At 60.0% G+C, this 19,435-nt stretch carries 16 protein-coding genes and 3 pseudogenes; 1 reads left to right on the forward strand and 18 read right to left on the reverse strand.

The annotated features are described in order from the left end of the window. Positions 1-142: 142 nt before the first annotated feature. The 17 genes and pseudogenes from BVER_RS33980 to BVER_RS16955 all read right to left on the reverse strand — a co-directional run. Positions 143-390: pseudogene (locus BVER_RS33980) on the reverse strand (integrase); the annotation flags it as partial. Positions 391-436: 46 nt separating this feature from the next. Next, positions 437-2,293, reverse strand: a complete 1,857-nt coding sequence (locus BVER_RS16890) for a TadE/TadG family type IV pilus assembly protein (RefSeq protein ID WP_232316593.1) — start codon at positions 2,291-2,293, stop codon at positions 437-439. Further along, positions 2,290-2,904 (reverse strand): TadE family protein, encoded by a 615-nt coding sequence (locus BVER_RS16895; RefSeq protein ID WP_050454300.1) that lies wholly within the window; start codon positions 2,902-2,904, stop codon positions 2,290-2,292. The genes BVER_RS16890 and BVER_RS16895 overlap by 4 nt, the downstream gene beginning before the upstream one ends. Next, positions 2,901-3,392, reverse strand: a complete 492-nt coding sequence (locus tag BVER_RS16900; RefSeq protein ID WP_050454301.1) for a TadE/TadG family type IV pilus assembly protein — start codon at positions 3,390-3,392, stop codon at positions 2,901-2,903. Before BVER_RS16900 ends, BVER_RS16895 begins: the two co-directional genes overlap by 4 nt. After that, entirely contained in the window at positions 3,389-4,300 is a 912-nt protein-coding gene (locus BVER_RS16905) for a tetratricopeptide repeat protein (protein ID WP_050454302.1), read from the reverse strand. The genes BVER_RS16900 and BVER_RS16905 overlap by 4 nt, the downstream gene beginning before the upstream one ends. After that, positions 4,297-5,259, reverse strand: coding sequence for a type II secretion system F family protein (locus tag BVER_RS16910; protein ID WP_050454303.1), 963 nt, complete (start codon positions 5,257-5,259; stop codon positions 4,297-4,299). Before BVER_RS16910 ends, BVER_RS16905 begins: the two co-directional genes overlap by 4 nt. Further along, positions 5,256-6,239: a type II secretion system F family protein gene (locus BVER_RS16915; RefSeq protein ID WP_050454304.1), complete on the reverse strand. Its 984-nt coding sequence runs from the start codon at positions 6,237-6,239 to the stop codon at positions 5,256-5,258. Before BVER_RS16915 ends, BVER_RS16910 begins: the two co-directional genes overlap by 4 nt. A 1-nt stretch (position 6,240) precedes the next feature. Continuing rightward, positions 6,241-7,641: a TadA family conjugal transfer-associated ATPase gene (locus BVER_RS16920; protein WP_050454314.1), complete on the reverse strand. Its 1,401-nt coding sequence runs from the start codon at positions 7,639-7,641 to the stop codon at positions 6,241-6,243. Next, entirely contained in the window at positions 7,638-8,855 is a 1,218-nt protein-coding gene (locus BVER_RS16925; protein WP_232316594.1) for a CpaE/TadZ family protein, read from the reverse strand. The genes BVER_RS16920 and BVER_RS16925 overlap by 4 nt, the downstream gene beginning before the upstream one ends. Further along, a complete protein-coding gene (locus BVER_RS16930; RefSeq protein WP_050454306.1) occupies positions 8,852-9,301 on the reverse strand; it encodes a CpaD family pilus assembly lipoprotein in 450 nt (149 codons plus the stop codon). Before BVER_RS16930 ends, BVER_RS16925 begins: the two co-directional genes overlap by 4 nt. A 14-nt stretch (positions 9,302-9,315) precedes the next feature. After that, positions 9,316-10,788 (reverse strand): type II and III secretion system protein family protein, encoded by a 1,473-nt coding sequence (locus BVER_RS16935; protein WP_157056097.1) that lies wholly within the window; start codon positions 10,786-10,788, stop codon positions 9,316-9,318. Positions 10,789-10,858: 70 nt separating this feature from the next. After that, complete coding sequence (gene cpaB / locus BVER_RS16940) at positions 10,859-11,794, reverse strand: Flp pilus assembly protein CpaB (protein ID WP_050454307.1); 936 nt, start codon at positions 11,792-11,794, stop codon at positions 10,859-10,861. Positions 11,795-11,797: 3 nt separating this feature from the next. Beyond that, the gene (locus tag BVER_RS16945) at positions 11,798-12,310 is read right to left on the reverse strand and encodes an A24 family peptidase (RefSeq protein ID WP_050454308.1); all 513 of its coding nucleotides are present in this window, start codon (positions 12,308-12,310) and stop codon (positions 11,798-11,800) included. 16 nt (positions 12,311-12,326) lie between these two features. Continuing rightward, the gene (locus tag BVER_RS16950) at positions 12,327-12,515 is read right to left on the reverse strand and encodes a Flp family type IVb pilin (protein WP_050454309.1); all 189 of its coding nucleotides are present in this window, start codon (positions 12,513-12,515) and stop codon (positions 12,327-12,329) included. Between the two features lie 376 nt (positions 12,516-12,891). Then, a complete protein-coding gene (locus BVER_RS31630; RefSeq protein ID WP_157056098.1) occupies positions 12,892-13,032 on the reverse strand; it encodes a hypothetical protein in 141 nt (46 codons plus the stop codon). A gap of 431 nt (positions 13,033-13,463) precedes the next feature. Continuing rightward, positions 13,464-15,215, reverse strand: a pseudogene (locus BVER_RS31635) (YadA family autotransporter adhesin); the annotation flags it as partial. Between the two features lie 370 nt (positions 15,216-15,585). Continuing rightward, on the reverse strand, positions 15,586-16,809 hold the full coding sequence (locus tag BVER_RS16955) for an EAL domain-containing protein (protein ID WP_157056100.1): 1,224 nt from the start codon (positions 16,807-16,809) through the stop codon (positions 15,586-15,588). A 311-nt stretch (positions 16,810-17,120) separates the two neighbouring features. Between BVER_RS16955 and BVER_RS16960 the strand changes: the two genes are divergently transcribed. Further along, positions 17,121-17,690: a recombinase family protein gene (locus BVER_RS16960; RefSeq protein ID WP_050454311.1), complete on the forward strand. Its 570-nt coding sequence runs from the start codon at positions 17,121-17,123 to the stop codon at positions 17,688-17,690. A 169-nt stretch (positions 17,691-17,859) separates the two neighbouring features. Here BVER_RS16960 and BVER_RS16965 read toward each other — a convergent pair. Further along, a pseudogene (locus tag BVER_RS16965) lies at positions 17,860-19,171 on the reverse strand (IS4 family transposase); the annotation flags it as partial. Between the last annotated feature and the right edge of the window lie 264 nt (positions 19,172-19,435).

Consider the following 19,435-nt stretch of genomic DNA (forward strand, 5'->3'; position numbering starts at 1 on the left):
CGCGCGAGCCTTTCCGGGCAACCCTTACGACGGCCACACGCTGGCCGAACAGCTCGAACAGACGAGCATTCTGTTGCAGGATGTACCGCAGCAGCCGCAGCCGAAGACCGTACTGGTTGATCTGGGGCATGTGAAGTGCATAGTGTCGCATCCAGTGCTGGCTCGCCCGGCGCAGCTTCTCGGCCATCGCGGGCCGCTCATCGTTGACCGAGTCGGCGACCAGCGCGAAAAAGCGCCGCAGCACGCGCCAGAGCCGCGTGGTTTCGCTGCCTGCAGCATCTTCCGCAAGGCTCTGGCCACGATGACCGTTGTCGGGTCCAATCGTTCCCGTGTGATCGGCAACCGGCGTTGCATCAGGTACTGATCCAGCGCCATACGCGCGAGTGCCGGGTGCTTACCGCAGGCCGGCATTGTCGAATGGGTGCAGTCGAAAGGCCTACTTCGTCAGGCGCAGCTTGCCAAGGTTACCCGCGATCTGCTTGAAAATCGTGGTAAGCGTGGCGTTGTCGGGCGCGTGGTAATAGTCGCCCGGCGAAGCGCAGTCACGCATCGCCGTCTGCGCCACCGAGTTCGACGCGTTGAAGCCGAAGGTGATGGCATAGATGGTCACGTTCGAGTTTTTAATCGCGGTACAGATGGCGTTCTGGAACGTATTGACGTCATCAGGATAGCCGGCGTAGCCTGAGGAGGTATCGATTGGGTTACCGCCGTATAGTTCCGCAGAATCGGTCTGACCGTTGGCCAGCGTCGAGCCGTCGGTGCGCGTCACGCTCGATGCCTTCATGGAGTTGGTGCCCACGCCCGACAGGCCGTTGAACCACAGCGCGTTCGGGAACGAACCGGCCGCCCCGATCTGGTTCTCGCCGTCGGTCAGCACGATCATCACGCGCTGCAGGCCCTGCGTGGTGATCGGCTTGGGCAGTAAGGGGTCAGTCGAGATCCAGCCGTTGGCAGCGCCGGCCAAGTTCTGAGACCAGTCCGGCACCAGCATGCGCCAGCCCCAGAGCAGGCCTTCCGGAATAATCGTAGACCCACCGGCCACCATGTTCTCGATGGCCGTGGTCAAGATGTTTCGCTGGTTGGTCAGGAAAGTGACCGGCTGCCCCATACACTGAGAATTCTGAGTGATCGTCTGCGTACCCGAATTGTTCATCTGATCGAATTCAGTGCCAATGTTGATACCTCGCGGATTCATATTGCAATAGTTCTGCGTGCCGTTGGTGCTCAGCATCAGAGGCACGTTATTGACCATAGTGTGGGTGTCGTCCTTCGTGTTGTGGCAAAAGCCGTGTGCAAAGGTAACGACATTGAGCCCGTTCGGCGGTACGTTGTAGTAGTACGGAGTAAACTTCAGCGAAGAACTCGGCAAGTAGGCCGCCGGCGAAAGATTGCCGCTTGCGTCGCGCGGCTCGACGGCACACCCGCCCCAGCCGGCCACGTCACCGGTCGCTTTCATGGCGACGTTCTTGCTATTATACGTGAACACTGGGTTCATCCATGAGCCGCTGCCTGATAGCGCCCCGGTCAGGTTCACGGTGCTGGCGAACGGCACGAGGCCCACGTAAGTCATGGTGGTGCTGTTTGACTGTCCATACAGCGCCGTGAGCAGCGTGTTCGTCGCATCCTTCAAGCCCTGCAGTTTGCTCGATCCGTTGACGGTGCCGTCGGCCGAATCTGACATCGATCCGGTGTTGTCGAGCACCATTGCCAATTCGAGCAGCGTCTGCGGCAGACGTATCACCGCGTTCGACGCTCTGACGGTGGCATAGGTGCGCGGGTCACCGGCATCGCCGCCGCGCGCCGCCATCGCGCTGATTGTCGGATCGAGGAAGAATGGCGCCAGTAGCGGCTTCAGGCTGCTCGTTGAGAGATTGATCGTCTTGCCCGAAGTGCGGTCGCCTGTCACCGCCGCCATGATCGGCTGGCGCTTCATTCCGAGGTAGGTGCTCGGCATGTTGCCCTCGTAGTAGGCCTGCGCGTCGGCCTGCCATTGCGAATCGTTATTACCGGTGGTGGTGTCCGCGTAGTGCGCGAGATCAGCACCCGAGGACAGCGCGGCCACGTCGAGCGCCATCTGCATCTGCGTCTGGCTCATGGTGTAGCCGATCGAGTCGATCGCCAGACACAGCGTGCCGATTAGCACGCTGCCTATCATCGCGAAAACCATCGAGAACGCGCCGTCGTCGGCGCGCACGAGGTCGCGCGGCGAGCGCGCGCCGCGCCGCGATGCCGTGCGCGGTATAGCGCCGGTGCCTTGGCCTATGCCAGTCTCTCTGGGATCGTTCTGAGTCATGAGGCCGTTTTGAGAGGAAGCGACTTGCCGGTCCGTGGATAGACGACCACGCGTTTGTAGATCATAGTAGTCATCGGCGCCATCGCCCAGATCAGCGGCTTGTAACTGTAGAACACCTCGACCACGATCGCCGAATCACCGGCGCGGAACGGCCAAGTGGAGGGCAGCAACGCCTTCGCCGTAAGCGTCGTTGAGATGTTGGTCGACGACTTGCGTGTCCAGACCAAATAAGGCGTGCCGGACGCCGTCGCCGTGGTGAACGAAGGCGGCGTGCACGACGAATTGGTATCGCAGATAGAGGAGATGATCACACCGCCGTTCGTCTGCAGCGCCAGTGGGCTCGACAGCAGCCAGGCGGCGTTCCAAATCGAACCGAGATCGTCGGGATCGGTGGTCGCGTTGGTGTCGTACACCTGGTTGCGCTGACCTAGTGAGTCAGCCAGCACGAAGGCCATATGCTCCACCGTGCTGACGGCGCGCATATACATGTAAAGCTCGGCAAAACCGAGTAGGATCAGCGCAAGCAGCGGCGTGATGATCACTACCTCGAGGCTGACAAAGCCGCCGGACTTGCGGCGCGAGCGCCATGCCGAAGAACGGATTGCGCTCATTTCTCGTTTTGCACGAGGTAATAGCGCCGATACACGAGCGGTGTCGCGCCGAAGAAGCCCAGAAAACCCGTGAAACCATGTGGCATAGTAAGTGTGATGTTGTATGACACCACGTCGCCTAAGCCGCCAGAGCTGGACGACGTGGTACTGCTGCCGAAGGTGCCGTAGTCGACGACCGCGATGGTCAGCCTACCGCCTATATTGGTCCACGGCCGCAGGATGTTCGTCACGGTCTGGCTGGCCGCCCGTTCGCGCGTCTCCCCCGTAGCCGGCGCGACCGTGGTGATGCCCGCGCGGGAGGCCTGCTGCGCCGCGTACTGCACCGAGGCGTCAACCGTCAGGTCCAGCCCCACCTCGATGATGCCGAGCACTAGAATGAACACGGCGGGTGCGAACAGCGCAAACTCGAGCGTTGACACGCCGCCTTCGGCGCGACCGAAGCGCGGCCACGTGCAGCCGCGTCCAATCGCTTTCGCGAGGCGGGTCATTGCAGCGCTCCTGTGCCCCCGCGCTGGCCGACGTATTCGGTCAACCGGCCCCGCGCGCCCCAGTTGCCGAGTGGTATGACGTTGACGGCTCGGTCGGCCGGCAGCGTCGGCACGGCCGCAGCGGTCAGTTGCCGACGCTCGCGTTGGAAGGCATAGAAGCGCAGGTCGGAACTGACGTCCTTCGCAGGCAGGTCGCGCGACAGCAGTTTGTAGGCGGCCTTGGTGTTGCCAAGCAGCCCGTAGGCCAGCGCCAAATCATGGAAGGCCTGCGGCGGCGCGGCCGGAAAACGCGTCACGTCGGTCAGCACGTCGACTGCCTCGCGCGGGCGCCCGGCCATGATCAGCGACATACCGAGGTTGATGCTGATAGACGGGTCGCCTGGGTTGCAGGTCAGCGCCTCACGCAGTTCGGCCCGCGCGTCCGCATGGTTGCCGCTTAGGTCGAGCGCGGCGCCGAGGCCCGCCTGAGCAGTTGGCAGGTTCGGCTGGATCGCCAGCACCTGGCGGAAGCTCGCGATGGCCACGTCGAAATGGCGCAACCGCAGGTTTACGCGCGCGCGCCCGCTCAGCGCCGCCACCGAACGCGCATCGAGCGCGAGCGCCTTGTCGTAGTAGACGGCCGCGCGCGTGAGGTCGCCGGCCGCGTAGAGCGTGTCACCGAGGCCCGTCATGCCCGACAACGAATGCGGATCCTGCGAGAGAATCCGAGCATAGACATTGGTGGCCAGTTGCAGGTCGCCCGACTGCACCGCCGAACGTGCGACGCGCTCCTCGCTGGCCGGGTCGTTCAGGTTGTGTGTGTCGAAGGTCGGCGAGACGGGCTGCTTGTAGGCGAAGCCGTGCGAGGAGCAGCCGGAGATCGCGGCGAACGTCAGCACGGTGACGGAACGGGACAGAAAGGCGTTCATTGGTGTGCGAAGAAATCCAGGATCTGAATGACGGCCGGCCCCGCCGCAATCGCGCAAATCGCCGGAAGAATGAAAAGCATCATCGGAACCACCATCTTCGGAGCGAGTTTGGCGGCCTTCTCCTCGAGCGACATGATGAAGGCGAGCCGCTCCGACCGCGACAGCGTCTTCAGTGACTGCGTGATTGGCGTGCCATAGCGCATCGATTGCGTGAGCGTCGTGGTCAGCGCGCGCACCGACGGGAGGTTGATGCGGCGACCGAGGTTCTGCAACGCGCGCTCGGCGTCGCCGGAAATGCGCAGCTCGTCGGCGGTCAGCGCAAACTCAGCCGACAGCGGCGGGCAGATGGTGACGAGTTCGTCGGTCACGTGCTGCATGCTGACCAGCAGGCTGTTACCGGCGTTGGTACAGATCACCATCAGGTCCAGCGCATCGGGCAGGCAGGCCGAGATCCAGCGCCGCCGCGATGCCGCGCGAAAACGCTGCAGGTATTCCGGCACAATCATGCCGACGATGAACGCGCCGAGCATCGCCAGGCCGCGAAACGCGGGGAACTGCCCGACGCCGGGCACGCTGGCGCCTGACACGACCACGATCGCGGCCACCAGAATGCCGAACGAGAATTTAACGCCGAGCATTACCGCGGTGCCGTTGGGGCCGCGATATCCGGCATTGAGCAGGTCGGCCTCGATCTGCGCGCGCAGCTTCGCGTCGAAGAATGGGATCCGATCACCGAGCGCGGCTAGGAATTGCGTCACGCGCTCGATCAAGCGCACTGCCAGCATTTCCTCCGCCTCGATCAAAGTGCGCATCGCGCGAATCTGCACCGCATCCCGCACGCGTTCGGCGATCTTGCCGCGATGGTTGCCATACTTGATCGCCCACCAGCCGGCGATCACCAGCAGCAGCCCGACCAGCATCGTCAGGTCGGTGATCATTTCCACCATTTCTAGGGTCATCGCGTGGTCTCCAGCTTCGACATCTTGTGCACCACGATCAGGCCGAGCGTGATGGACAACACCGCAAAGGTCAACAGCTTGTGGCCCGAGTGGGTATTGATCAGCACTTCCACATAGGGCCGGTTGATCGCGTACAGGCCGGCCACGATCACGATCGGGATCGCGGTGAGGATCTTGGTGGTGATGCGTGCCTCGCCCGTCAACGCGCGCGCCTTTTGGCGGATTTCGAGCCGCGAGCGGATGATGTTCGAGAGATTCTCGAGCGTCTCACTGAGCTGGCCGCCCGTCTCGCGCTGCACCAGCAGGCAGACGCAGAAAAACGAGAAATCGGAAATCTCGATGCGCCGCCCCGCCGCGATCAGCACTTCCTCGAGGTCGATCCCGACCTGCAGCGAGTCGCCCATAAGGCGGAATTCGCGGGCCAGTGGCTCCGGGCACACATCGGCACTGTTGATGATCACCTGGGTGACTGGAATACCAGCCCGCACCGCGCGCACGATCAGGTCGATCGCTTCCGAGAAGCCACCGAGGAACTGGTCGCGAAAACGGTTGACCAAGAACTTGTAGGCCCACATCGCACCGCCGATCGGCGCGCCGATAATGATGAACGGCAACGTCCACTGTGGAAACGGCGCGATCACGCTGGCGATCACGGCCACCACGGCCACCACGATCGTGATGGTGATCACGAACTTCTTGCCGCCCTTACCCGCCACGGTATCAAGGCGCGCTAGCCGCGCTGCGATCCACATACCCGTCACCGTCTCGGCGCTGGACTTGTTGACGAAAAGCGACGCGTCGACGATCGTCATCGACTCAGTGCCGGTCAGCGCCACCGTGGGTTCGAACGACTTCTGCATGCGCTGCGAGATGCGTGCCGACAGGCGCTGTCGGAACAGGCTAGCGCCCAGCATCGCCATCAGACCGAGGACAACGATGCAGAGAAACGTAGCCAGCGCGATCAAATTCGGGTTCACCATTTCAGCTCATCGCCTCCATCATGGCGTCCTGCACGCCGTAGTAGGTTGCGCGCTCGTAAAAGGCCGGACGGATCGACTGACGTTCGAAATTTCCCTTCACCTTTTCGCCGAAGGCAGTGGCGTCGTAACAGAACGTGAACAGATCTTGAGTGATGATCACGTCGCCTTCCATGCCCACCAGTTCGGTGATCCGCGTGATGCGGCGCAGGCCGTCGCGCATTCGCTCAATCTGCACGAACATGTGCACGGCACTGGCGATCTGGCGGCGAATCGACATCAGCGGCAGGTTGCCGTTGGCCATCGTCACCATGCTTTCCAGACGTGTAATTGCGTCGCGCGGCGTGTTCGCGTGGATCGTTGTCATCGAGCCGTCGTGGCCCGTGTTCATCGCCTGCAACACGTCGAAGGCCTCCGGGCCGCGCGTTTCGCCAAGGATGATCCGGTCCGGACGCATCCGCAGCGAGTTGCGCACCAGGTCGCGCTGGTTCACTCCGCCCAGACCTTCGGTGTTCTCGGGGCGCATTTCGAGGCTGACTACGTGCGGCTGCTGCAGGTGTAGTTCAGCCGCGTCCTCGATCGTGACGATCCGTTCGCCGTCGCCGATGTGGTACGACAGCGCGTTTAGCAAGGTGGTCTTTCCCGAACCGGTACCGCCCGCCACGACGATGTTCAGGCGGCAGAGGCTGGCGAGCTTGAGCAGTTTAGCCATGTTTGCTGACAGGTTAGCCTGCTCGACCATGATGTCGAGCGTGATCTTGCGTTTCGGAAACTTGCGGATCGATATGGCCGCGCCCTTCAGCGCCAGCGGCGGCAGCACCACGTTCACCCGGCTACCATCTGCCAGCCGCGCATCGACCATCGGGCTGCTTTCGTCTACGCGTCGGCCAGCGACGTTGGCAATGCGCTGCGCCACGGTGATCACATGCAGGTTGTCCCGGAACTTGTAGGGCGTCAGCTCGAGTCGGCCGCGGCGTTCCACGAACACTTGGTCCGGGCCGTTCACGAGCACGTCCGTCACCGACTCGTCGGCCAGCAGCGGCTCGATCGGGCCAAGGCCGAACATGTCGTTGAGCAGTTCCTCGACCATCAGCTTCTGGACGGCCATTGTGACGTTCAGGTACTCGCGCTCGGCCACGGTCGCCACCATCTGCTCGACAGTGCCGCGCATCTGGTCGCGCGTTTTACCGACCGCCGCCGAAGCGTTCATCGACGCGAACACGCCCGTACGCACCGCGCGGAACACGGCCGAGCGCACCATCGGCTCGCTCGATGGAGGCGCCGCGCGACGTGCCTCGGCCATTGTCCACGACGGCTCCGGCATCGGCGCGGAGGCCGATGCCGCCGGCGCAGTCGCCTCGACGGCCGGTTCGGGCGCGTTCGCCTTCGTGCCGAACGATTTCATCGCTTCCACCAATTGAGGCGGCAACCGCGCGCCTCGGTGGTCGCCTTGCGGCCCACCAAGTCGTTGACGATCTGGCTGATCGAATGGACGAACGCGTTTGCGGCGCGCCCGGCCGGTGCTTCGCCGACGTTTTCGGCAATCGCAAGGATCTTGTTCTCGTGGTTGATTTCGAGCAGGACCGAATGCCCGATTGCACCGACGAAGTCGTCCTTGTCGACGTTGCCCTGCGCGCATGGGATTGTATTGTTCAGCACGAACGAGATGACCGGAGCGTTCTCGCGCTTCTCGACGTACTGCGCGAGTCGCACCGTTTCGTGCGCGCCGTGCACCGAGCGGTCGCTGATCATGTAGACACGTGCCGAGTTGTCAAAGGCCTCGGTCGACAAGCGGCCGACCCCTGCACCAGTATCGATGATCACGTAGTGGAATTCGTTGGTCAGCAGGTCGATCAAGTGTTTGATCCCGCCTTCCTTGAACGGCCAAGCCGTGCCGAATGGCAGCTCACACGACAGCAGGAACAGGCGCGTGCCGATCGGAATCATGGTCCGCTCGATGAAAGCCACGTCAATCCGCTCGACATTCTGCAGCACTTCCGACAAACCGTGGTTCGAACGTACGCCGAGCATCGAGCACGCCGCACCGCCGTTGATGTTCAGGTCGACGTAGGCAATCCGGCGATGTGTGGAATCGGCTAGGAAACGCGCCAGATTGACCGCAATCGTGGTAGTGCCCGCACCGCCGCGCGCACCGACGAAGGAGATCGCCTTGCCGCGCCGGGTCTGCGGCACCGCGCGCACGGCACCGTCATTGAGGTCGACCGTGCGCTTGAGCAGTTCCTCTGTCAGCGGCTTGAACAGATAGTCACGTATGCCGATGCCGAGGAGGTTGCGATAGAGGGCCACGTCATTCTTGTCGCCGAGCGCAACCACCTGCACCGACGGCTCGCACACCTCGGCCAGCCGCGCCAAGTCCGACAGCGGCATAGTCGATCCCTGCAGGTCGATCAGCAGCAGACGCGGAGACCAGCCCACCTTGGTGATGTGGGCAATTGCCTCGTTAACGCCGCCGAGGCCCACGTGCGTGTGCCGCAGGGCCTCGTCGAGGATGAAGTTGCGCAGCGTCTGCTCAGTCTGGCGATCGCCGACGAAGGCCATGAAGCGCGCGGCGCGTGCGGTGGTCTGCGTGCGCGACGCAGCCATGTCGGAGGCGCTCAATTCGAGCCTCCGGTCGAGCTACTGCCACTACCGCCAGCGCCAGGCGCGACCGACGAGGACGAGGTCGAGGTGCTGTTATCGAGCGTCTTTACATGACCAGTCTCGTAGCGGCGCACGGCGGCCGCGGCCACAGCGCCGTCGGCCGGATTAAGCGTGGCGGGTGCCACGAGATCCTGCGGATTCGCCACTTGGGCAACGAGATTCGAATAGGTCGCGCAGCTCCACTGCATCGATGGACGACGCACGCCGCCATTGGTCAGCACGGGCGGCTCCGCCGTCGAAGTGCAGTCCGCCGCAGTGGCACCGTTCGGGCCTATCTGAATCACTGAGGGGTCGGTCACGTCGAGCGTGGCAGCGGTGTCGCAGCCGCCCAGCGCGAACGCGGCTGACAGGGCGACGACGATTGCAGCGGGCCAGAGACGGACATCAAGAAACACGGAAAGCATCGGGTAGCGTCCCCTCAATAAACGTAGCCGGCCGGGCCGGTGAGCGTCGGCTGCGGCGCGCCAGTGTCAGTGGGGGTGCCGGACCGGCTGCGCGCGAAGCCGTATTCGACGTCGCTGGCACGGCGCACCAAGGAGCTGATCGGATCGCGCAGGCGCGTCGGATCGACTGGGTTGACCAGATACGGCGTCACAATGATGACAATTTCGGTCTTCTTGTTCTGGAAGTTCTTCGACGAGAACAGCTTGCCGATGATAGGCAGCGAACCGAGGCCCGGAATCTGGGTGAGCGTGTTGCTTGAATTCGCCTGCAGCAGGCCCGCGATCGCGAAGCTCTGCCCGCTGGCCAGTTCGACCGTAGTGTCAGCGCGACGCACACTCATGCCAGGGATGCTGATGCCGCCTGTCGTGATGCTGGCGGTCGAATCAAGCTGGCTGACCTCCGGACGCACCTTCAGACTGATTCGGCGGTCGTTCAACACCGTGGGCGTGAAGTCCAGCTTTACGCCGAAGGTCTTGTAGTCGATTACCACGGCGCCGTTCGTTTGCGAGATTGGAATCGGGAATTCGCCGCCGGCCAGGAAGCTGGCCGTCTCACCCGACAGCGCGACGAGGTTCGGTTCCGCCAGCGTGGTGAGCAGGTCTTCCTCGGTCAACGCATCGATGATCGCGTTGATGCCTGCCTTCTGGGCGCCTGCCGCAATCGAATAGGCTGAACCGGTCGTCGAAGTGGCCGTCGACGTGAGCGACGCCAGCGAGATCGAGCCGTTGAACAGGCCGCCGTAGAAGTTGCCACCGCCGAGGAACGAAAGCGAATACCAGTTGATGCCGAGTTGCTGCGTGACGCTGCGGTCCACTTCTGTGATCCGCACGTGCAACTGCACCTGCAGCGGCTTGTCGATCACGATCCGATTCACGAAGTTCTGCTTCTCGGCTAGATAAGGCTGCACCATCTGCACCATCGTGTCGGCTTCGGCGGAATCCTTCGCGTGCCCCGTGACTTGTATCGAACCGGGTCCGGCGCTCAGCTTCAGGTCCGCGTTCGGGAAGTGCGCGTTCAACGTCGCACGCAGCGCGTCGAGATTGGGCGTTACCATGACCGTGCGCCGCACGATCGGGTGATTCTTGCCGTTGAGTACGTACAGCGTGGTCGTGCCGGGCTTCTTGCCGAGCACGTACAGCACGCGCGGCACCGGCACGCTCACATCGGCGACGGTCGGATCGGCCACGAACACCGACGCAGCGTTCTGCGTCAGCGTGAGCATCACGCCCTTGCCAGCGGTCAGGTTGAGCTGCGCACCGGAGGTTGCGCTGCCCTGCAGGAGCATGGCTTTGGGCATGACACGCTTGCCATCGACGTTGACGGCCCGGCCGTCGCGCAGGTCGAGCGCGCTGGCGGGCGTGGTCACCGCCACGGCAAGCAACGGCAGGGAGACGATCGCGAGCGGCGCGAGGCGCTTGAGCTGGAAGGTTCCGAACCGCGATTTCATGATGCGTAGAGTTTTCTGCGTAATGCCATGGCGCTATGTCCTTAATGACCGGGTTTCGTCGAGGCCGACATCAGTTCGGCAAAGTCGGCAGCGGTGGTGAGAGGCCAGCGCTACCATCGGCTTCGCCGCCAGATTCACTGCGCGTCGAACCGCGGTAGATCATCACGCGCGGTGCCTGATAGCCGGCCGAGGACGGTGAGGCCGGACGCTGCAGATCGTGCAGCGCGCGCGAGACGTCGCCGCTCCAGACCAGAGTGGCCGCCGAAGCGGGTGGCGTATCCGCGATGGCTGCCGAGTTCGGATCGCGGCTGTCGGTGGCAAAGCTGCGCAGCGCGAGCGACAGGCTGCCGAGATGTGAGGCAACCGACACGACCTCGCTCATGCGCGGCGTCACCTCTAGCGTGACGGTGCGCGCGACGCGGATGCCGCCGTCGGTATTGGCGCTGGAATCGTCCTTGGGACGCGTGAACTGCGAGCCGACCGCAAGCACGCGCACCCGTTGCACCACGGTCTCGCTCGACACTGACTGGCCCGGCGCGATGGTGCGGGCCGTCATCTGCTGGGTCAGCAGCAGGTCGACGTAGTCGCCCGGCTGAATCAGGCCGGCATTGCCCGATACGTCGTCGACAGCCACCGATATGGCGAGCATGCCGGGCTTGAGCGTGGCTGCGAGGAAGCCCGGCGCGTTCGGTAGAATCACGTCAGTGGCCACGAGTACTGTGCCACTCTTCACCGGATTACGCAGCAAGGCGCCCTTCAGGTCCGACGCGCCCACGCCCTGCACCACCGCGTTGAGCGGCACCTCGGGAACCGGCACGGTCTTCCAGCCGAGATCGTCGTCACGCAGCAGCAGGCCGACCGGTAGATCGGCGGCGGCGACGCGGATCTTCGACGTGGTCGGCACCGTCGAGTCGGTGTGCTGCGACGACACGATCACGATGCGCACGATGATGGCAATAATCATCGCGCCGACCAGCAGGCCGATAATTTTGATGAGATTCGACATGCTTCAGATGTTCCATCGCGCAGCCAGCGCGCCGGGCAGCATAATTGTGACGCTGCCGCCGAGCGCGAGCGCGACGCCGTAGGGCACTCCGCGCGCACCAGAGAACAACGCAAGCGAGCGATGCAGGCCACGCTGCTCAGATTCCGGCGGCAGATGCCGTGTGCTGAAGCTGACAAGTCCGACGATCGTGCCAATCACGGACACCAGCGTGAGCGTCTGTATGAACCCGGTCATGCCGACCCATAGAAAGATGGCCGCAGAGAGCTTCGCATCGCCACCGCCAAGCATGCGAGCGGCGAACAAGGCGACGCTGACCAGCAGAATGAGAACCCCGATCGCAAAATGAACAGCCATTTCGGTGAGGGGCATGCCGCCCAGCAAAGCATCGATGGGAAACAATACGGCAATTGCTACCACTTCGCGCGTCGGTAGCCTCCGTTCACGCAGATCGCAGATCGCGAGCCTGGCAAGTAGACAGATGACCACTGCCCTCAACAGCAAAGACAGAATCAGCACGACGCTTTTAGGCGGCTTATTTGCCAGCCTTGCTTTGAGCCGTCGAGACTTGCGAGAACAGGTTCGAGAACATCGAAGAGATGTTACTCTTGTACGTGGAGGCCATCGCACCGAGTGCCAAAATCACAATGCCAGCCAGCACTGCGTATTCCATTGCGCTGACGCCACGCTCGTCGCGAGCAAATGCATTGAGAAACTTCTTCATAGTTACCTCGTAAATCCAGAAATAAAACGTTAATAAAACACTAGCCAGACCAACTGCAAAAACTCACGACGCCACACAACACTTACCAACCGAAAGCGGCTTTACCCACATCTTTCCGCCGTGTCTCTTCGCGTTGTCCATTCTCACAGCGCATCAAGCCGTTTCGTAAATTCAACAGATTGCAGGTCGACGCGTCATCAGGCTCGATATGGCAAGGCTCGCTCACTTCGATCCTGTCAACAGCCTCCCCGTCCGAATCGGGTTCCGAAAGCCTATCGAGCAGCAGTGTCACTAAAGACATAGGTAGCCGTGCATTGCCGTGATTTGGATGAATTGAGTGACGATATCGTTAGACATGCCATAGCCGATCAAAAGCTTACAAAGACAGCTCGCGGATCGCCGCATCAATACCAAGTTCTCCAATCGCAACTAGAATCGGCTGTGACGAATTTGTTATCTTGCGGTTGATCGGCGGCGACACAAACCCCGGCAGAAATAGTGGCTCGAGATTGATCATAAGTCACGCTCCGAAGCTTCATCCGAGCTCTCGTTACTGCGTCCGGCGAAACAAAGCGCCGCCACCACAACACCGAAGATCGCCCCAATAAAGAATCCACCCAAAAATCCCACTGTAATCATCGTTCGAATAGCTCCGAGAGCGCGGGCGAAGTCCCCGTCCTAACTAGGACAAAGGTTCCCGAGAGACCTAACCCCAGCTGGCCCCCTTTCCGGCTACACTGGCACCAGCCAAATTTGCTCCAGTTCAATCTATCCTTTAGAGTTGCGTCAACATTACACAATTGGAGTGGGGACGGGGACGCTGAAGCTCACACTTGCACTAACTCAATTCCTCTCCACACGCTCTTTCTGCGCAGTGCCAATGACTGAACTGGGCGGAGACACAATTGATTGCTTCCGCCCAGTTCTAATTCATTACCACTGGTAACCGACACCCGCTCCGACCCCCACCGTGCTCCGGGTGTCGCTCGTCAGACTGCCCTTCAGCATCCAGCGGCCGCTATCCGAAAAGTGCGACACGCCGATTGCCAATGCTGCTTCACCGCGATATGAACCGACTCCGGCAGAAATCATTCCGCGCCCTGGGGTTGCAGCCTGCGGAAGGTTAGCTGCTGCTAAGGCGGCAGCTGTTCCCGCGTTGGCGTCACGTCTAACGCGATCGACTCGCTTATCTGTGTAGCTGTTAGCAGAATTCGTAGCACCTGTTAGAGCTTGGTTGAGTTGTCCGACGTTGACGGCATCTGTCGAATTAGTTCCTGCTGCCACGTTATGGATCAAAGCGGCACTTCCGTTTGCACCGATCGTGACACTGCCTGTATTGACTGCACCATCGGGATTGACATCGTATTGAACGCTACCGCTTTTTACCGCACTGAGTTGGTTGACATTCACCGCATCGGTACCCGATAGCCCTGCTGCAACGTTTGTCACTTGGCGCTCATGACCTCGAGAGCCGACCGAAACGGAGTTGTTCCGATCCGCAACCGAATTAGCGCCTAGCGCTACGGCGTTGTTCGCGACGGCGTTAGTACTGGTACCCAACGCCAGGCTGTTGGCACCCCTCGCCACTGCACCTGTACCACCCGCTGCGGAATTAGTACCTACTGCGGACGGCTTGGCTGTCGTACCAACGGCATTAACTTGAAAGAATCCGTCTTTGCCCTGCTGCAGGTTCTGGATCGCGACGTTGTTCTGCTGTGTTTGTTGATTCAACTGATTCATTGCGCTACCGGAGCTTGTTCGAAGCGATTCGACAGCTTGGTTTGTCGCATAAAGTTCGGATCCATTTACCGCGTCGGTGGAACCTGCCGTAACACGCCCCCCTGCGACATTGGTGATCGTACGCTCCTTATCGACGTCTCCAACAGAGACAGTGCTGGTCGGATTGCTTCCTGCTACTGCGTACGACTGCCCATTGATTGTCACGGCCGCTGTTCCGACCACAGCTTGAGTTCTTGAACTCGCACCGAGCGCGACGTCTCCGGCATTAGCAGCCAGCGAATTAGAGCCCAATGCGACTCCTTTAGCGGCACTGACGGTCGCCGTATCGCCGACAGCAACAGCTCCCGCGACGCCCGCGGTAGACTTATTCCCAATTGCAACCGAGCCTTGTCCAATCGCCTTATTCTCGTTGCCTAAAGCGACTGCACCGTTCGCTGCATTGGCCGCAGACGCATTCTGCAAGCCATTGCTATTGGCGATATTATTCCTGCCTAGAGCCATCGCTCCATTACCGCTAGCGAAGTTCGGGTCCCCCACAGAAATCGCGCCATCACCAAACGAAATGTTTCCTGAGCCAATTGCGACTGACTTGCCACCGTCAGCCTTCACGCTATTACCGATTGCAACCGAGCCGTCGGACTGTGCGATAGCCGCAGGCCCCATCGCCACACTATTAACTCCTACAGCCTGACTATCATTCAGCGACGAATTAGAGTGGAAGTATTTAACTCCGACTCCGTTGTCAAGATTGTTTAAGTACTCGATAGCTGCATGCTCGAAAGTGTTGAACCCGTCAAGGCTGCTGTTAACGTCATCAAGCCGACTCTGTATATATTTAAATCCTTGACCCGTCGCTGCTGAAAGAATAGCTACATATTGGTCTGTCGCGTATAGCTGCGAACCATTGACTGCGTCCGTCGAACGGGCAGAAAGCGCACCTGGCGCGACCTTCGTAATCTTGTGGTCTTTGCTCTTTGCGACACCTTGTGCCGCCGCAGGACGTCCGACGAGCACAGCAGCACTCACTGTCGTCGCAATTACTGCACGGGCAACAAAGCTGTGATGGAATCCATGGCGATTTGACTTGACACTCCGATGTTTGCGCCGTTTCTTACCACTGGGTAATTGAACAGGACGGCAAATCTCAATCAGCCGTTCGTGTTCACTTTGTGGCTGAGTTTCGTCGGGTGTTTTATTTAGTGATGCGAATATTCGTGACCATTTTTTCATTTTATTCCTCCTGCTTGTTTTCGTTGTAATCAGACTAAAATCGGCGAGCTAAAAGGGGATGTCGCCGCGATAATATTTCGGGCAATGTCGACGCGACCGTCTAACGTTCGGTGAGCAGTTCGATTGTCTCTCTATTAAGTAGAATGTGACTTCCCTTCCAGGAAGGTTGAATAATCTCGCCTTGAATCCAATCAATTCCAGATCCGAACACCTTTTGTAGGTCTTCTTCGCATTCGATTCCCTCGGCAACTACGCAGGGAGCAAGCGCACCACAGAGCGCCGCAAGCCGGTGTAGAACTGACATCTCGTCGTCGCCTCGCCAATTGCCTCGCACCCAGCCATCATATAGCTTGATTACATCCGGACGTATAGCCCGAGCAAAACTCACGCTACTGTGCCCTTCTCCGAAATCATCCAAAGAGATGCGGCATCCGAGGTCTTTGAGTCGACGTGCAAAATTGATTGCCGCATCGAAATCGGCAATTGGAGCTGTTTCGGTGATTTCGATGGTCAAACGAGCAGCAACGTCAGAATCGGCCATCAGTCGGTCAAAAGTCGATAGCCACCAACTATCCATCACCAAGCTACAAGCAGATATATTGCAACCGAGAATTGCCGAACTATCTGCTTCAAGCCGACCTATTACATTCGACACCACAATCCTGTCCAATGCGCGGACGAAGCCTAATCGCTCCAACACAGGAATTAGGCGGGCAGCGCCCGCACCGTCGGGCAGCCCAGATACTCGAAGAAGAGCTTCGGAATAGAGTAACGTCGAATGTTGGTCCAAACGGACGATGGGCTGAGTTACGAGGCTCACCCGACCGTGTGCAATTGCTCGCTCAAACGCAACTGCCAACGCCATATCCCGTTCGTAGCTTTCGCGCCATTCCGATCCGAACTGCGGCACTCGTATCGGTGAGCCTGCAGCGCTCACTCGCTCAACCTTCTCTGGGTAATGAAGAAACCCACCGCTCTCTCCACCTAGTAATCCAGGGCGAACGGGGTCCACCGTTACCATCGGGAGGACCCAGCTGCCGCTTTCCGTTACGAGGGAGGCGGCAAGCTCTATCTGCAGACGCTCCAGACGAGGCAACGAGCCCATCCCGGGCGTTGAAGCAGCAGGACTAGCGCTTTTCAAAAAGGAAACCAAAAACCGTGCCTCTCCAATCTCTGTAACTGAGCCACCGCAGAACTGAACCCGCAACTGCAGGATTCGCATCGTCTCATGAGCGAGGGAGGCACCGAAAACAGTCCTAAGGTGTGCATGGTTGTGCAGCTCGACCAGCAAAAACTTAGGCTCAACTCGTTCGGATTGGCTCACGGCCCCCCCCCACAGCGCCGCAGACACCCAACTGCACAGGGGAAGCCCACCGACGGCGGCGGGGATAGCCAATTTCGTTGGCCAATAATGGCTTTTGAGGGCAAAATGGGTCCTTTTCGTCAGGGAGGCAAAGTCAGGTCGGGAGATCGAAGAAATAATGGGTTTTGGGCATTTAGTTCAGATGATTGCATAAACGACCGGTTCTGTCAAACGCGGATGTACCCTAGCGCCGATCGTGCTGTCGATGTCCTTTTCAAGGAGCACGAAGGCCGATCTAACTCAGGAACGTCTCGCCTTCTGTTGGGCTAAAAATGATTATTGGGTACGCACGGGTATCCACTGAGGGCCAGAACGTCGATTTGCAGACGCAGGCACTTTTGCGCGTGGGTTGTGACAAGATCTATACGGATCGCGGTGTGTCGGGCAGCTTAATCTCGCGTCCTGGGCTGGACCGAGCACTGGCGCGGTTGAATCCGGGCGATACCTTGGTGGTCTGGCGACTAGATCGTCTAGGCCGGTCGCTCGTACATCTAGTTCGATTGATGGAGACGCTCGGACGGAAACGAGTTGCTTTCCAATCTCTCACAGAGGCTATCAACACGCGCTCATCAGGGGGACGGCTGATATTTCACATGATGGCGGCATTAGCCGAATTCGAACGCACATTGATCAGCGAACGCACACGAGCAGGCATTGAAGCAGCACGTGCGAGCGGACGCCGAGTCGGGCGCCGTCCCCTGCTCACAACGAGCCAGTTAGAGGAGGCTCGCAGTCGATTGACGGACGGCAGAGCCAATGCGAAAGAGATTGCAGGAGACTTTGGCGTGCACGTGCGCACACTCTTGCGTGGATTGGACCGGCTTGATGCGCAGGACGGGTGATCTCTTGTTCATCGACTATCGTTCGGCTGCAAAGCGCCATCGTTCGGCGTCAACGGTTGGGGCGTGATGCCTCAATGAGCGAAGGTCGTTTAATGTCCACGCATCCGCCAATCTCAGCGCGATGAGAATCCCCTCTGAAAATGCCTACAAGGCTGTAATGCCGTTCAGTTAAGATTTTTTTGAGGTGCCGAACGGAGTAACGTTTGTGGCGTGATTTGACGACTCGGTCGCATGTGCGTCCGGGTCGTTTTTCATTGGGAAGCGACTTCAGCCGTTCGCGCAGACGCTGTAGGCATGCAGGTAATTTTGCATAAGCTGGCGTGAGGGCAGCCCACATCATTTCAATGCTGGATCGTGTGAAGGGCTCGCACGAAGCTGATATCAGTCGGGGCGAGTCTTGCTTCTCGTGCGGCGCTTGCGATCTCACGTCGAATCAGGTTGTAGGCGATCAGTGCACCCCATATTTCCTGGTATATCCCTTCGACGCTGCGGCTGCGCAAGACCAACTCCGAACCCAACATCGATTGCTTGAGCTCTGCGTAACTGGTTTCGATCTGCCAGCGCCGCTCGTAGCAGGCAACGATATCAGCGGGTTTGAAGCGTCGGCGATCCATTAGTGAAGTCAGCAGTACGCGTTCGCGTCCGCGCGCATCGACGACCCGGATCGCCCGCGCACTCCATGACTCTGGCAAAGCCGGGCACTTCTTGCGCGCCTGTGGCGAGACACGCGCATCGTCAGCGGTTCCGCAGACCACGTCCCAGCGGGTATTGGCTTTGGCTGGAACCAGGAAGTGGCGATTGCGCGCGTTCATCGTGAGCCCGCACAGGATCTCTGCGGCCAGGAATCCCTTGTCGAATACTGTCAGCGAATCTTCCGGGATCTGCGGCAGCAGACTCTTGGCGTACACCATTTCGTTGGTGTCATAGCAACCGAAATTGACATCGGCGATCAGGTGCGTCGGGATGGCGGTAAGCGTCACGGCGCGCACCTGCGGATAACTCGCCACTTTGCCGCTGGCATACCCCTGCGCGCCAAAGTGCTCGCGGTTTGCCGGACTGTCTGGGGTGCGCAGTGTGGTGCCATCCATTGCCCAAAGACTTAACCCCTTGAACGCATAGTGAGCCGCGTCCTGAGCGGTCCACGCTCGTGCCGTTTGTTCAAACAGCCACGCCATCGGCGCTTCGCCAATGCGTTGGCGCGCCTGCGCCGCGGCGCTCTTACTGACAAACGGTGCTGCATCGTTGGGCAAGGCCAGATCAAGACTGTCGAGTACCTCGCTAATCGACCAGTGGCGGTACATCGCCAGCACAATGACCAGCCAGACCACCTGTTCGGACGGTAAGCGACGGCGCCGGATGCTCGCCGTACCGGTTGCCTGGACTGTACGCTCGACCCACTCGTAGGGCAGATGCTCGGCTAACCGTCGCAGATCGACCGGCCCTTGCGTTTCGATCAGGTGAGTGAGGTGGTTGGCAAGCATCGCACCGAGAAGTTAACAGCGCGGCGCTTCGTTTACAACCAGTTCTCGCTGAAAAAACAAAAATGCCGTCCAGCGTTAACTGAACGGCATTAGGCCGCTTGGCCGGGTTTTTTTTGAAGGTCAGGCATTAGGCTCTATTCACATTTGAAGAAATGTGTTTACATCTCATCTTTTGCGTAAGCGATCAAGATGAGTCGAATGTTGTTGACCGATGAGATATGGGGACGACTGGAGTCCATTGTTCCGGGTAAGCCTGGTGATGTG

Source organism: Candidatus Burkholderia verschuerenii (genome assembly GCF_001189365.1).
GTDB lineage: Bacteria > Pseudomonadota > Gammaproteobacteria > Burkholderiales > Burkholderiaceae > Caballeronia > Caballeronia verschuerenii.